Genomic DNA, 13,382 nt, shown 5'->3' on the forward strand with positions numbered 1-13,382 from the left:
AGGTAGAGAAATGATTATGCCAGGCGATAACGTGAGATTAACAATTACATTAATATCACCAATCGCTATGGATGAAGGCTTACGCTTCGCTATCCGTGAAGGCGGTAGAACTGTAGGCGCTGGCGTAGTCTCTAAAATTGTAGAATAGTTTTTTGGAATAGAGATAAATTATGGCAACAAATCAAAAATTAAAAATTAGATTGTTGGGTTTTGATAGTGGAACAGTGGATAAGGCTGCAATGGATATTTGCTTTACTGTAAAAAGAACAGGTGCAGATGTTAGTGGACCGATTCCACTTCCAACCAAAATCGAAAGATTTACTGTGAATCGTTCACCTCACATTGATAAAGAGTCACGTGAACAGTTCGAAATGAGAACCCATAAGAGACTTATAATTATTTACCCAACATCGCAGACAGTTGATGCTTTAATGAAGCTAGAATTACCATCTGGTGTTGATGTACAAATCAAATTAGTAGAGGCAGCATAATGAGAGCGCTTAAACTATTAGAAAATAACGTTAAACAACGTACAGGTTTAATTGCAAAAAAACTTGGAATGTCAAGTTTATATGCAGAAGATGGATCAGCAATTCCAGTTACTGTATTAGAAATTGAAGAGCAATTTGTTAGTGCAATAAAAGAAGAAGAAAAAGATGGTTATAATGCTATTCAATTAGCCTGTGGCGATATAAAAGTGAATAATGTAACTAAGCCTCTTAAAGGACATTTTGCAAAAGCAAAAGTTGCGCCTAAAAGAAAATTAGCTGAATTCGTAGTGGCTAAAGATGCATTATTGAAAGTTGGCTCAAAAATGAAAGTTACGCATTTTGTAAAGGGACAATATATTGATGTTACAGGTAGCACAATTGGTAAAGGTTTTGCCGGTGTAATGCAAAGATGGAACTTCCGTGGTTTAGAAGCTACGCATGGTGTATCTATTACGCACCGTTCGCATGGTTCTACAGGTCAACGTCAAGATCCTGGTAAAGTATTCAAAAATAAAAAAATGGCTGGACATTTGGGTAATAGTAGAGTAACTATACAAAACCTAGAAGTAGTGGATGTTGATGAAGCTAACTCGCTGCTTATTGTCAAAGGCGCCGTACCAGGAAATAGCGGTTCTTATGTAGTTATTAAAGATGCAATTAAGAAAATTTTAGGAAGTAAAGTTCCTTACCCTGCATCTTATGAAGAAGTTAATGAATAAAGTTTTGAATTAGGTTAACTATGAAGGTTAATGTATTAGATTTTGAAAAAAATAAAGTTGTAGAAGAGATTCATCTAGATGAAGGTATCTTTGGATTACCTGTAAGAGATGATATCTTACACCGTTATGTGCAATGGCAATTAGCTAAAAAACAGGCTGGTACCCATAAAACAAAAGGTGTATCTGAAATATCAGGTACTACAAGAAAACCTTGGAAACAAAAAGGTACAGGTAGAGCTCGTCAAGGGAGCTTACGCTCTCCACAATTTAGAGGTGGTGCAGTAATATTTGGTCCAGTTGTAAGAAGTCATGCTTATAATTTAAATAAGAAATTTAGAAAATTAGCACTTAAACATGCTTTATCTACTAAATATTTAGGTCAATCTATAAAAGTGGTTGATTCTTTAAATCTTAAAGAAATTAAGACTAAGGTATTAAAAGATCAATTAGCTAAATTAGAGATTAAAAATGCATTATTTGTAGATGTTAATAAAAATGATTCATTTAGCAAAGCTTGTGCAAATTTAATTGGTATAGATATTATTCCAGTAGTTGGTCTTAATGTTTATGATATTTTGCGTCATGATCATTTAGTAATTACAAAAGATGCTTTAGCTGGAATTATGGAGCGTTTAAATGATAACTAATACAGTATATGATGTAATTGTAAAACCACTTGTTACAGAGAAATCTGATAGTTTGAATTCTCTTAATAAATATGTTTTCGAGGTTTCTCCAACTTCTACAAAAAAGCACATTAAAAAAGCTGTAGAAGCAATTTTTAATGTGTCAGTAGAAAAAGTTAATATAGTTAACTTAAAAGGAAAAATAAAAATTTTTCGTGGTAGAACTGGAAAAAGAAATGATAAGAAAAAAGCTATCATTACGCTTAAACAAGGTGATACAATTGATTTTACAGGAGAAATTAAGTAATGTCAGGGTTAAAAACATTTAATCCAGTAACTCCAGGACAAAGAACTTTAGTTCTTATTGATCGTGCTGAGCTATGGAAAGGTGAGCCACGTAAAGAGCTTGTTACAGGAAAAAAATCTAGTGGCGGTAGAAATAATTTAGGAAGAATCACTTCTTGGAATAGAGGTGGTGGTCATAAGAAAAAATATAGAATTATTGATTTTAAAAGAAATAAATTTAATATTTTTGCTACTGTAGAGCGTATTGAATATGATCCTAATAGAACAGCTTTTATTGCTTTAATTAAATATGAAGATGGTGAATATTCATATATTATCGCCCCACAAAAATTAGCCGAAGGCGATAAAATAATTGCTGGCAATGATGTGGATATTAAAATTGGTAACGCTTTACCAATGAAAAAGATTCCTGTAGGTACAATTGTTCATAATGTTGAAATGAAACCTGGTAAAGGAGCGCAATTAGCAAGATCCGCTGGAAGTTATGCTCAAATTGTAGGTAAAGATTCAGGATATGTTCTTATTAAATTAAGATCAGGTGAAGTTAGAAGAATTCTTGCTGAATGTATAGCAACAATTGGTGCAGTTTCAAATTCAGAGCACCAAAATGAAAGTTATGGTAAAGCTGGAAGGAAAAGATGGATGGGTCGTAGACCAGTAGTACGTGGTGTAGCAATGAACCCAATAGATCACCCGCATGGTGGTGGTGAAGGTAAAACTTCAGGTGGGCGTCATCCAGTAACTCCATGGGGTAAATCCACTAAAGGTAAGCGTACTAGAAATAATAAGCGCACAAGTAAATTTATTATCCGTAGAAGATACGAGAAATAGTAGAGGGTAGAAATGGGAGGACGTCGTTCATTAAAAAAACCACCTTTCGTAGATGGTTATGTATTAAAAAAAGTAGAAGCTGTGAAGCAATCAAATAAATATCAAGTAGTTAAGATTTTTTCACGTCGTTCTACTATAACACCAATTATGGTTGGAGTAACTTTTGGGGTATATAATGGTCAAAAATTTATTCCCGTGCTAGTTACTGAAAACATGATTGGTCATAAATTTGGTGAGTTTGCTCCAACAAGAACATATTATGGTCATGGTGCAGATAAAAAAGCGAAAAAGAGCTAGAAACAAGTAGGAAGCTTTATGAAAAAACAGGTAGATAAAAAATTAGCTACTGCTAAATCAACTTTCAGAATTAGTCCAATTAAACTTAATTTAGTTGCAAGTCTAATTCGCGGTAAAAGAGTAAACGAAGCTTTGTTAACTCTTGAATTTAGCAATAAAAGGATTGCCAGAGATATAAAAAAATGCTTATTATCGGCGGTCGCTAATGCTGAAAATAATTATGGTATGGATATAGACAGATTGTATGTAGCTTTTGTATATGTAGGAAAATCTTTTGTAATGAAAAGATTTAGTGCTAGAGCAAGAGGTAGATCAGCAAGAATTGAAAAGTTCTTTAGTAATATAACTATTCAGTTAGAAGAACGCTAGGAGATTATTAAAATGGGTCAAAAAGTTAATCCGATTGGTTTAAGAATTGGTATAGTAAATGATTGGGAATCTTTATGGTGTGTAGATAGTAAATACGCAGATTATTTACATGAAGATATTAAAATAAGAAATTATTTAAAAGCTTCATTAGCCCAAGCAGGTATTAGTAAAATTATTATTGAAAGACCAGCTGGTAAAATTAAAATTTCTATACATACGGCACGTCCAGGTGTAGTTATTGGTAAAAAAGGTACTGATATTGAAAAAATTAGAAAAGCCTTAACTAAATTTACCTCTGCTGAAATATCAATAAATATTTTAGAAGTAAGAAAGCCAGAATTAGATGCAAATTTATGTGCTCAAGCAGTAGCTCAACAAATTGAAAGAAGGGTATCTTTTAGAAGAGCTATGAAAAAAGTTATGACTTCAGCTATGAAAATGGGTGCATATGGCATTAAAATAGCATGTTCAGGGCGTTTAGGCGGTGCAGAAATCGCTAGAACTGAGTGGTATCGTGAGGGTAGAGTGCCATTACATACACTTCGTGCTGATATTCATTATGCTACAGCAAATGCATATACAACTTATGGTGTGATAGGTATTAAAGTTTGGATTTATAGACCAAGCGTTGATTAGTTAAGAGTAGGATTTTATTATGTTAGCTCCAAAAAAGACAAAATATAGAAAAGCTCATAAAGGAAGAATTCACGGTAATGCGAAAGGTGGTTTTTCTTTAGCTTTTGGTAGTTTCGGCTTAAAAGCAGTTGAGCCAGAAAGAATTACTGCTAGGCAGATTGAAGCAGCGCGTCGTGCAGTTATGAGACATATTAGAAGAACAGGTAAATTATGGATAAGAATATTTCCTGATATTCCAGTATCTAAGAAACCTGCAGAAGTACGTATGGGTAGTGGTAAAGGCTCACCAGAATATTTTATATGTCGTGTTCATCCAGGAAGAATTCTTTTTGAATTAGATGGTGTTCCTGAAGAATTAGCACGTGAAGCGTTTGAAAGAGCTGCTGCTAAGCTCCCAATAAAAACACGTTTTGTGAAGACTATTGGAGAAGATAATGAGTAAGAAAAGTGAAATAAAGGATAATCTTAAAGATTTATCTATAAAGCAACTTCAAGATAAAGTAGTTGAGTTTAAAAAAGAACTAATGACCTTAAGATTTAGAAAAGTTAATAATGATTTGCAAAATACCGCGCGTTATAGAATTGTAAAACGTGATATTGCTAGAATTTTAACTATTATAAATGAAAAAAAACTAAAGGAGGCCAAAGGTGCCTAAGCGTATATTACAGGGTGTAGTAGTTAGTACAAAGTCAAATAAAACAGCGGTTGTTAAAGTGACACGTAGAACGAAACATCCAAAATATGGAAAAACTGTTACTGTATCAAAGAAATATGCAGCTCACGATGAGAATAATAGCTGTAAAGAAGGTGAGACAGTAGAAATTATTGAAACTAAACCTATTTCTAAAACAAAGAAATGGGAAATAGTTCAAGTAAATAATTAGTAGAAACTTGTTGAAAAATAATAGGTTTTATTTATGATTCAGATGAAAACAAGACTTGTAGTCGCAGATAATTCAGGTGCAAAGCAAGTCCAATGTATTAAAGTTCTTGGTGGTTCCTTAAGAAAAATTGCTACCGTTGGTGATATTATAGTTGTTTCTGTTAAAGAAGCTATCCCAAATTCACGTGTTAAAAAAGGTGAAGTGCACAAGGCAGTAGTAGTTAGGACAAAAAAAGAAATAAAAAGAGCGGATGGTAGTGCAATCAGATTTGATGAAAATGCTGCCGTTTTAATTAATAAGCAAGGTGAGCCAATGGGTACTCGTATATTCGGTCCTGTAGCACGTGAACTTAGAGCTAAAAAGTTTATGAAAATAATTTCTCTTGCGTTAGAGGTATTATAATATGATTACAACAAAAACTCAAAAACCAGCTAAGCTAAAAATTAAAAAAGGTGACAAAGTTGTTGTTATTGCTGGCAAAGATAAAGGAAAAAAAGGTGAGGTTTTAGAAGTTTCACCAAAAACATTAAAAGTATTAGTTTCTGGAGTTAATATTGTTAAAAAACACCAAAAGCCGAGTTACATGTCTGCTGGTGGAGTTATACAAAAAGAAGCTCCAATTCATATTTCAAACGTTAATTTAGAAGACCCAGAAACAGGAAAGCCTACAAGAGTAAGTATTAACTACGATAAAAGTGGTAATAAACATAGAGTGGCTAAAGTCTCTGGAAAACGAATTGATGAAGATAAGTAGGATATACCATGGCAACACAAATTAAAGGATTTAAAGAATATTATAAAGAGTTCATCTATCCTGAAATGATTAAGCAATTCAATTATAAAAATCATATGGAAGTTCCTAAGATTGAAAAAGTTGTGCTTAACATGGGTGTAGGTGAAGCAATAACAAATTCAAAAACAATAGAGAAAGCAGCAGAAGAATTAGCTTTAATTTCTGGTCAAAAACCTGTAATTACTGCAGCTAAAAAATCAATATCGTCATTTAAGTTAAGACAAAATATGCCAATAGGCTGTAAAGTGACTCTTCGTGGTGATAGAATGTATGATTTTCTCAACAGATTTGTATATGTAACTTTACCGCGTATTAGAGATTTTAGAGGTCTAAATCCTAAATCATTTGATGGAAAAGGTAACTTTACATTAGGTATTAAGGAACAAATAGTATTTCCTGAAATTGATTATGATAAAATTGATATGATCAGAGGTATGGATATTACAGTTGTAACTACAGCTAAATCAAATGAAGAAGCAAAACATCTTCTTACATTATTTAAATTTCCATTTAACAGTTAATAACGAGAGAAAGTTGAAATGGCTAAAAAGAGTTCAGTTGAAAAAAATAAAAGAAGAGAAAAATTAGTTAAAAAATACTCTGCGACAAGAGCTAAACTTAAAGCTTTAGTAATTGATGAAACTTTGTCATTAGAAGAAAGATTTGAAGCACAGAAAAAATTAGCTAAGTTACCTAGAAATGGGTCTAAAGGTAGAATAAGAAATCGTTGTGAAATTTCAGGACGTCCTCGTGCATATTTCCGTAAATTTAGGATGTCAAGGATAGCACTTAGAGATTTTGCATCAGCTGGTTTATTACCAGGTGTTAAAAAAGCAAGTTGGTAGAGGATCATATATGCTTACAGATACAGTGTCAGATATGTTAACAAGAATAAGAAATGGTCAGACCGCGAAACTCGCGTATGTTGAGATGTACTCTTCAAAAATGATTCTTTCTATTCTTGAAGTTTTAACAAAAGAAGGTTATATCATTAGTTATGAAATTGATGAAAATGATAATAAGCCTATAGTAAAAGTTCATTTAAAATATATTGAAGGCAAACCAGTAATTAGAGAAATTAAAAGAATTTCTAAGCCAGGTAGACGTAAATATACCGGAATTAAAAAGTGTAATAAAAGTTATAATGGATTAGGAATTAAAATTTTGTCTACTTCAAAAGGTGTAATGTCAGACCATCAAGCAAGAAAGCTTAATGTTGGTGGTGAAGAAATATGTACAGTGTACTAGGAGCATCGAGAAATGTCTAGGATTGGTAAAAACCCAATAAAAATCCCTCAAGGGGTAAAAATAGAAATAAATAATAATTTAGTAAAAGTAACTGGCAAATTGGGATCGCTAGATACTGAATTCGTTAATGAAGTTAAAGTTAGTGTAGAAGAAAATGAAGTTTTTGTACTTCCTTCAATTGATGTGGCTAAATTGTCTAATAAAGTTAAGTCTAAATATAAGTCAAAATGGGGACTTTCAAGAACTTTATTATTAAATATGATTACAGGAGTATCTCAAGGTTTTACTAAAAAACTTGAGATTAATGGTGTAGGTTATAAAGCTGCAATTGATAAGAAAATTCTTACATTAAATCTAGGGTTTAGTCATGCTATAAAATATTTAATTCCAGAAGGAATAACTATTGTAGCTGAAAAGCCAACTTTACTTACCATCAGTGGTATTGATAAGCAAAAGGTTGGACAAGTAGCAGCTAAAATTAGATCGTTTAGAAAACCTGAGCCATATAAAGGTAAGGGTGTTAAATTTGAAGACGAAATTATTCGTCGTAAAGAAACAAAAAGTGGTAAAAAATAGTAAGGTTGAGTTAATATGGGTTCACTTAATGCTAATAAAAGATTTGATCGTCGTGAACAAAGGGTCAGAGCAAAAATTAGAAAAACAACTGATAGATTACGTTTGTCTGTTTTTAGATCTGGGAAAAATATATACGCTCAAATCATAGATGATGTTAATGGAAACACATTAGTATCCGCATCGTCAGTAGATAAATTGCTTCGCACACAACTAAAAAAGGGTTCAACTGTAGAAGCAGCAAAAATTGTTGGAAAAGAACTAGCGCAAAGAGCTAAAAGTAAAAATATAGCTTTAGTGGTTTTTGATAAAGGTGGTTATAAATACCATGGAAGAATCAAAGCACTAGCTGATGCTGCTAGAGAAGGTGGATTAGAATTTTAATTGAGTTATTGGACAAAAAATATGGCAACAACAAGACCAGATGTAGAATTAAAATCTCAGCTAGTACTAGTAAGAAGAGTAACTAAAGTAGTAAAAGGTGGACGTGACTTTTCGTTTTCTGCACTTGTAGTAGTAGGTGATGGTAAAGGTAATGTAGGTTTTGGTTCAGGAAAAGCAAAAGAAGTACCAGAAGCTAACAAAAAAGCTATTGAACAAGCTAAAAAAGCTTTAATTAAAGTAAGTTTAAGAGAGAATAGAACTCTTCATCATGACATTATAGGTAAATTTGGTGCAAGTTCTGTGGTTTTAAGATCTGCCCCAGCTGGTACCGGTGTAATTGCAGGTGGACCAGTTCGTACAGTTCTAAGTTTACTGGGTGTACAAGATGTTGTAGGGAAATCAATTGGTTCTACTAATGCTAATAATATTATTAGAGCAACTTTTGATGCTTTAACAAGGTTAAGTGCTCCAAAAAGTGTTGCAGAGAAAAGAAATAAAAAAGTTAGCGAAATTGTACAAAATCGTGAAGCAAGCGATAGTAAAGCTGAAATTAATAAAGGTGACAACAATGGCTAATAAGAAAGAAAGTAAAGCGTTAGGAAAAATTAAAGTAACGCAAGTAGGAAGCCCTATAGGTAGGAAAAGTGATCAAAAATTGACCCTTAAAGGTCTAGGTTTAGATAAACTTAACAGATCTAAAGTTTTAGAAGCAACTCCTTCAATAATGGGTATGGTTAACAAGGTTCTTCATTTAGTAAAAGTTGAAGAAGTATAATTTGTTTAATAGTGAGTGTAAGTAAATGAGATTAAATGAAATATCTCCTGTACCAGGATCAAATAAAAAAAGTAAAAGAATTTGTCGTGGAATAGGTTCAGGAAAAGGCAAAACTGGTGGTAGAGGAACTAAAGGTCAAAAATCTAGAACAGGTGTTTCAATTAATGCCTTTGAAGGTGGGCAAATGCCAATTCACCGTAGATTACCTAAGAGAGGTTTTAACCCATTAAATAGTACAGAATATAAAGTGGTTAATTTAGGCGATATTAATCTTTTCGTTGAAGAAGGTATAATTAAAGCTGAGGATTTAGTTGATCATGATTTATTAGTAAAATTAGGTCTAATAAAAAAGGCAAATGAACTTGTAAAACTTTTAGGTGATGGTGAATTAAAATTCCCACTTAAATTTAAACTTAATGCATATTCACAAGCTGCTTTAAGTGCTATTACAAGTGCAGGTGGTGAAGCAATTACAAACTAATAAAAGTTTATATATAGAAATGATGACATCATTATACAAAAATAAGGGGTTATCCCTCCCTTCACTTTCAAATGCTCAAGTATTGCAAAAAAAGCTCTTATATATTATAGGAGCTTTTATAGTTTATCGTATAGGTTGTTATATACCATTGCCAGGGATTGATGCAAGAGTACTTGATGAAATATTTAAGCAAAATTCTCAAGGAATTTTAGGCATTTTCAATATGCTATCCGGTGGCTCATTAGGTAGAATGACTATTTTTGCTTTAGCTATGATGCCGTATATTACAGCTTCTATCATTATGCAATTAATGACTATAGTTTCTAAAGATCTTGAAACGCTTAAAAAGGAAGGTGAGGTAGGTAGAAAAAAGATAAATCAATATACTAGATATTTGACTATTATCCTTTGTGCCGTACAATCTTTTGGAATTGCTGCAGGATTAGAAGCCATGTCAGGGCCTTCAGGTAATCTTGTCATTAACCCAGGTATAATGTTTAAAGTTACAACAATAACCAGCTTAACAGCAGGAACCATATTCTTAATGTGGTTAGGCGAAAGAATTACGCAACAAGGGTTAGGTAATGGAACTTCATTATTAATTTTTGCAGGAATTGTTGCAGGTATTCCGAATGCAATAATGTCTACACTTGAATTAGGAAGAACTGGTGCTTTATCTACTTTACTTATTTTAGTAGTAATTACTTTAGCGCTCGGGTTATTATTTACAATTGTTTTTGTTGAGAAATCTTTTAGAAAGCTTTTAGTACAATATCCAAAAAGACAAGTTGGAAACAAAGTGTTTGGTGGTGAATCGACACATATGCCTATTAAAATAAATATGTCCGGTGTAATACCTCCTATTTTTGCAAGTTCAATTTTATTATTTCCATTAACTATAGTAAGTTTTTCAGCAAACGCTACTGAAGGTACAGGAATTTTAGATAACATAGCATTATATTTAGCACATGGTAAGCCGTTATATATGATTATGTATACTATTCTTATAGTTTTCTTTTGTTTCTTTTATACTTCTGTAGTGTTTAATCCTGAAGAAACAGCAGAAAATTTAAAGAAAAATGGTGGATTTTTTCCAGGAAAAAGACCTGGAAAAGCTACTGTAGAATTCTTAGATTATACAATTTCACGTCTTACAGTTGTAGGAGCGATCTATCTAGTTGTAATTTGCTTAATACCTGAATTCCTAGTATCACAATTTGGTATACCATTTTATTTAGGTGGCACAAGTATATTAATCGTAGTAAATGTTGTTATTGAATCTATGACTCAAATTCAAACTCATTTATATATGAATCAGTATCAGTCTTTGTTGAAAAAAATGAATTTAAAAGGAAATAAGAAAATATGAGAATAATTTTCTTAGGACCTCCAGGCTCAGGTAAAGGGACGCAGGCAGATATTTTAAAAGAAAAATTGAATTTGGTGAAGCTTTCTACAGGTGATATTTTTAGAGAGTTATCTAAAGAAAATAATGATTTAGCACTCGAAGTTAAATCTATTATGAATAAAGGAATGTTATTACCAGATCATTTGGTTACCAAAGTTGTTATAGATAGGATTTCTAAGGATGATTGTAAAAGTGGTTTTATCTTGGATGGCTATCCTAGAACATTAAACCAAGCAGTTCAGTTAGATGAATTTTTAAACAATGCTAACATTAAAATTGATGCTGTAATAAATTTGAATGTTAATGAAGAAGTGTTAGTAAATCGAATAGTTGCACGAATTACGTGTAAATCATGTAATGCAAGTTATAATAAGTTTACTAATCCTACTAAAGTTGAGAATGTTTGCGATAAATGCGGTAGTAATGAGTTTGTAACAAGAGGGGATGATAACGAAGATTCAATCAGAACCAGAATGAAAGAATATTTTGCTCAAACGTATCCATTAGTTGCATACTATAAGAAAAAAGAAATCTTAAAAGATTTTGATGGAAGTAAAAATTTGGAAAATATTACTAAAGAAATATTAAACGCGCTGAATTAGTGCATTTATTATTGACTTTAGTAAAATAATATATATTATTTATTTTCCAGAAATAAGGCGTAAAATATTTAATTATTTAATTATAATAGGGAGTAGATTGCTGTGGCACGTATAGCTGGTGTAAATATACCAACCAATAAGCGTGTAGTAATAGCTTTGACATATATCCACGGTATAGGTAAGCATAGAGCTAATACTATCTGTAAAGACTTAAACATAGCTGAAAGTTTTAGAGTAAATCAGCTTACAGAAGATCAAATTTCTGCAATACGTAGTTATATTGAACAAAACTATGTTATTGAAGGTGACCTTCGTCGTGAAGTTTCTATGAACATTAAAAGGTTAATGGATCTTGGATGTTATAGAGGTTTGCGCCATCGTAAGGGGTTACCAGTAAGAGGTCAACGTACTCATACAAATGCAAGAACAAGAAAAGGTAAAGCAAAACCAATTGCTGGTAAAAAGAAAGCAGTAAAATAGCTTAAGGTATAAATATGAGCAAAAATAAAAATGAAGTAAAGAAAAAAACTAAGAAAAATATTCTTGCAGCGCAAGTAAATATTAATTCATCTTTTAATAACACTATCGTTACTATATCTGACCCTAATGGTAATGTAATTTCTTGGTCTTCTGCAGGTAAATGTGGTTTTAAAGGTTCAAGAAAATCAACTCCATATGCAGCGCAAATTACTGCTGAAGATGCGGCACGTAGAGCTATGGAACATGGAGTGAGAAAAATTATATTAGTAGTAATCACTGGTCCTGGACAAGGTAGAGATTCTGCTATTAGGGCGTTAGTTACTGCTGGGCTTGAAGTTTCCCAGATTATAGATATAACTCCTGTACCTCATAATGGTTGCAGACCTAGAAAAAGACGTAGAGTTTAAGTTTTTTATATATTAAAATTTAAGGGAATAAGATAAGTATGTCTTTGCTTTCTAAAAACTGGAATGATTTGATTAAACCATCATCATTACAAATTGTTGAAGATAAATATAATCCAGCAATTGCTCATGTGATTATTGAGCCTCTTGAGCGTGGATTTGGATTAACACTTGGTAACTCATTGAGAAGGGTGTTACTTTCATCATTACAAGGTTGCGCTGTTACAGCAATTAAAATTGATGGAGTTTTACATGAATTTTCATCTGTTGCTGGAGTAAGAGAAGATATTACTGATATTATTCTCAGTATTAAATCTTTAATTCTAAGAACTCATACTACTGATAAAAGAAAATTAAAACTTTCTGTTACAGGTCCTTGTGTTGTTACTGCCGGTATGATTGAAGGATCATCAGATATAGAAGTTTTAAATAAGGATTTGGTAATCTGTAATTTAGATAAAGATGCAACCCTTAATATGGAACTTATTTGCCAAGTTGGTAAAGGTTATGTGCCAGCACATATGAATAAATCTAATGATGACCCAATTGGTTTGATTCCAATCGATGCATTATATAGTCCTGTAAAAAAGGTTTCATATAAAGTTGAAAATAGTCGTGTAGGTCAGATGACAGATTATGATAAGCTTATTTTATCAATTGAAACTGATCACACTATTACTCCTGAAATGGCTGTAGCTCTTTCTGCGAGAATCTTACAAGATCAATTCCAAGTGTTTATTTCTTTCCAAGAAGAAGAAGAACAAGTTCAAGAAAATGAACAAGAGTTACCATTCGATCCAAGATTACTTAAAAAAGTTGATGAGCTTGAATTATCAGTTAGATCACAAAATTGCCTTCGTAATGATAATATTACATATATTGGTGATTTAGTTGTTAAAACTGAAAGTGAAATGCTTAAAACTCCTAATTTTGGTCGTAAGTCACTTAATGAAATTAAGGAAGTACTTTCTTCAATGGGTTTAAAACTCGGTATGGATGTTTCAGGCTGGCCTCCACATAATATTGAAGAATTAGCAAAAAAATATGAAGATCCTTATCATTGATAATTTTTTT

27 protein-coding genes are annotated in these 13,382 nt (G+C 32.1%); all 27 read left to right on the forward strand.

The genetic code is table 11. The annotated features are described in order from the left end of the window. A partial coding sequence (gene tuf, locus J0H68_00015) for an elongation factor Tu (protein ID MBN8827078.1) occupies nucleotides 1–148 on the forward strand: 148 nt, incomplete at its 5' end. 22 nt (nucleotides 149–170) lie between these two features. After that, nucleotides 171–491 (forward strand): 30S ribosomal protein S10, encoded by a 321-nt coding sequence (gene rpsJ / locus J0H68_00020; GenBank protein ID MBN8827079.1) that lies wholly within the window; start codon nucleotides 171–173, stop codon nucleotides 489–491. Beyond that, complete coding sequence (gene rplC, locus J0H68_00025) at nucleotides 491–1,210, forward strand: 50S ribosomal protein L3 (GenBank protein MBN8827080.1); 720 nt, start codon at nucleotides 491–493, stop codon at nucleotides 1,208–1,210. Before rpsJ ends, rplC begins: the two co-directional genes overlap by 1 nt. 20 nt (nucleotides 1,211–1,230) lie before the next feature. Next, nucleotides 1,231–1,857 carry a 50S ribosomal protein L4 gene (gene rplD, locus J0H68_00030; protein ID MBN8827081.1) on the forward strand — a complete coding sequence of 209 codons (627 nt, stop codon included), beginning with the start codon at nucleotides 1,231–1,233 and terminating at the stop codon, nucleotides 1,855–1,857. After that, nucleotides 1,847–2,143, forward strand: coding sequence for a 50S ribosomal protein L23 (rplW, locus tag J0H68_00035; protein ID MBN8827082.1), 297 nt, complete (start codon nucleotides 1,847–1,849; stop codon nucleotides 2,141–2,143). Before rplD ends, rplW begins: the two co-directional genes overlap by 11 nt. Beyond that, a complete protein-coding gene (rplB, locus tag J0H68_00040) occupies nucleotides 2,143–2,973 on the forward strand; it encodes a 50S ribosomal protein L2 (protein ID MBN8827083.1) in 831 nt (276 codons plus the stop codon). The genes rplW and rplB overlap by 1 nt, the downstream gene beginning before the upstream one ends. A gap of 12 nt (nucleotides 2,974–2,985) precedes the next feature. Further along, nucleotides 2,986–3,270, forward strand: a complete 285-nt coding sequence (gene rpsS, locus J0H68_00045) for a 30S ribosomal protein S19 (protein MBN8827084.1) — start codon at nucleotides 2,986–2,988, stop codon at nucleotides 3,268–3,270. An 18-nt stretch (nucleotides 3,271–3,288) separates the two neighbouring features. Further along, nucleotides 3,289–3,639, forward strand: a complete 351-nt coding sequence (rplV, locus tag J0H68_00050; protein ID MBN8827085.1) for a 50S ribosomal protein L22 — start codon at nucleotides 3,289–3,291, stop codon at nucleotides 3,637–3,639. A 12-nt stretch (nucleotides 3,640–3,651) separates the two neighbouring features. Continuing rightward, nucleotides 3,652–4,275, forward strand: coding sequence for a 30S ribosomal protein S3 (gene rpsC, locus J0H68_00055; GenBank protein ID MBN8827086.1), 624 nt, complete (start codon nucleotides 3,652–3,654; stop codon nucleotides 4,273–4,275). Nucleotides 4,276–4,294: 19 nt separating this feature from the next. Continuing rightward, on the forward strand, nucleotides 4,295–4,717 hold the full coding sequence (rplP, locus tag J0H68_00060) for a 50S ribosomal protein L16 (protein MBN8827087.1): 423 nt from the start codon (nucleotides 4,295–4,297) through the stop codon (nucleotides 4,715–4,717). Next, nucleotides 4,710–4,931: a 50S ribosomal protein L29 gene (rpmC, locus tag J0H68_00065; protein MBN8827088.1), complete on the forward strand. Its 222-nt coding sequence runs from the start codon at nucleotides 4,710–4,712 to the stop codon at nucleotides 4,929–4,931. The genes rplP and rpmC overlap by 8 nt, the downstream gene beginning before the upstream one ends. After that, complete coding sequence (gene rpsQ / locus J0H68_00070; protein ID MBN8827089.1) at nucleotides 4,924–5,160, forward strand: 30S ribosomal protein S17; 237 nt, start codon at nucleotides 4,924–4,926, stop codon at nucleotides 5,158–5,160. Before rpmC ends, rpsQ begins: the two co-directional genes overlap by 8 nt. Nucleotides 5,161–5,193: 33 nt before the next feature. Next, nucleotides 5,194–5,562: a 50S ribosomal protein L14 gene (rplN, locus tag J0H68_00075; GenBank protein ID MBN8827090.1), complete on the forward strand. Its 369-nt coding sequence runs from the start codon at nucleotides 5,194–5,196 to the stop codon at nucleotides 5,560–5,562. 1 nt (nucleotide 5,563) lies between these two features. Next, the gene (gene rplX / locus J0H68_00080) at nucleotides 5,564–5,914 is read left to right on the forward strand and encodes a 50S ribosomal protein L24 (GenBank protein ID MBN8827091.1); all 351 of its coding nucleotides are present in this window, start codon (nucleotides 5,564–5,566) and stop codon (nucleotides 5,912–5,914) included. 20 nt (nucleotides 5,915–5,934) lie between these two features. Then, nucleotides 5,935–6,474, forward strand: coding sequence for a 50S ribosomal protein L5 (gene rplE, locus J0H68_00085; GenBank protein MBN8827092.1), 540 nt, complete (start codon nucleotides 5,935–5,937; stop codon nucleotides 6,472–6,474). A gap of 18 nt (nucleotides 6,475–6,492) precedes the next feature. Further along, nucleotides 6,493–6,798 carry a 30S ribosomal protein S14 gene (rpsN, locus tag J0H68_00090; GenBank protein ID MBN8827093.1) on the forward strand — a complete coding sequence of 102 codons (306 nt, stop codon included), beginning with the start codon at nucleotides 6,493–6,495 and terminating at the stop codon, nucleotides 6,796–6,798. Nucleotides 6,799–6,808: 10 nt separating this feature from the next. Further along, entirely contained in the window at nucleotides 6,809–7,201 is a 393-nt protein-coding gene (rpsH, locus tag J0H68_00095) for a 30S ribosomal protein S8 (protein MBN8827094.1), read from the forward strand. 12 nt (nucleotides 7,202–7,213) lie between these two features. Further along, nucleotides 7,214–7,777, forward strand: coding sequence for a 50S ribosomal protein L6 (rplF, locus tag J0H68_00100; GenBank protein MBN8827095.1), 564 nt, complete (start codon nucleotides 7,214–7,216; stop codon nucleotides 7,775–7,777). Between the two features lie 15 nt (nucleotides 7,778–7,792). Beyond that, nucleotides 7,793–8,158 (forward strand): 50S ribosomal protein L18, encoded by a 366-nt coding sequence (rplR, locus tag J0H68_00105; protein MBN8827096.1) that lies wholly within the window; start codon nucleotides 7,793–7,795, stop codon nucleotides 8,156–8,158. A 21-nt stretch (nucleotides 8,159–8,179) separates the two neighbouring features. Beyond that, entirely contained in the window at nucleotides 8,180–8,734 is a 555-nt protein-coding gene (gene rpsE, locus J0H68_00110) for a 30S ribosomal protein S5 (GenBank protein MBN8827097.1), read from the forward strand. Beyond that, on the forward strand, nucleotides 8,727–8,933 hold the full coding sequence (gene rpmD, locus J0H68_00115; GenBank protein ID MBN8827098.1) for a 50S ribosomal protein L30: 207 nt from the start codon (nucleotides 8,727–8,729) through the stop codon (nucleotides 8,931–8,933). Before rpsE ends, rpmD begins: the two co-directional genes overlap by 8 nt. A gap of 25 nt (nucleotides 8,934–8,958) precedes the next feature. After that, on the forward strand, nucleotides 8,959–9,414 hold the full coding sequence (locus J0H68_00120) for a 50S ribosomal protein L15 (GenBank protein MBN8827099.1): 456 nt from the start codon (nucleotides 8,959–8,961) through the stop codon (nucleotides 9,412–9,414). 19 nt (nucleotides 9,415–9,433) lie between these two features. Further along, complete coding sequence (gene secY / locus J0H68_00125) at nucleotides 9,434–10,783, forward strand: preprotein translocase subunit SecY (protein MBN8827100.1); 1,350 nt, start codon at nucleotides 9,434–9,436, stop codon at nucleotides 10,781–10,783. Beyond that, a complete protein-coding gene (locus J0H68_00130; protein ID MBN8827101.1) occupies nucleotides 10,780–11,424 on the forward strand; it encodes an adenylate kinase in 645 nt (214 codons plus the stop codon). The genes secY and J0H68_00130 overlap by 4 nt, the downstream gene beginning before the upstream one ends. 102 nt (nucleotides 11,425–11,526) lie before the next feature. After that, nucleotides 11,527–11,904 (forward strand): 30S ribosomal protein S13, encoded by a 378-nt coding sequence (rpsM, locus tag J0H68_00135; protein MBN8827102.1) that lies wholly within the window; start codon nucleotides 11,527–11,529, stop codon nucleotides 11,902–11,904. A gap of 14 nt (nucleotides 11,905–11,918) precedes the next feature. After that, nucleotides 11,919–12,311 carry a 30S ribosomal protein S11 gene (gene rpsK, locus J0H68_00140; protein MBN8827103.1) on the forward strand — a complete coding sequence of 131 codons (393 nt, stop codon included), beginning with the start codon at nucleotides 11,919–11,921 and terminating at the stop codon, nucleotides 12,309–12,311. Nucleotides 12,312–12,349: 38 nt separating this feature from the next. Then, on the forward strand, nucleotides 12,350–13,372 hold the full coding sequence (locus J0H68_00145) for a DNA-directed RNA polymerase subunit alpha (GenBank protein MBN8827104.1): 1,023 nt from the start codon (nucleotides 12,350–12,352) through the stop codon (nucleotides 13,370–13,372). Nucleotides 13,373–13,382 lie beyond the last annotated feature (10 nt).

The organism is Sphingobacteriia bacterium (assembly GCA_017304685.1).
Lineage (GTDB): Bacteria > Pseudomonadota > Alphaproteobacteria > Rickettsiales > 33-17 > JAFKLR01.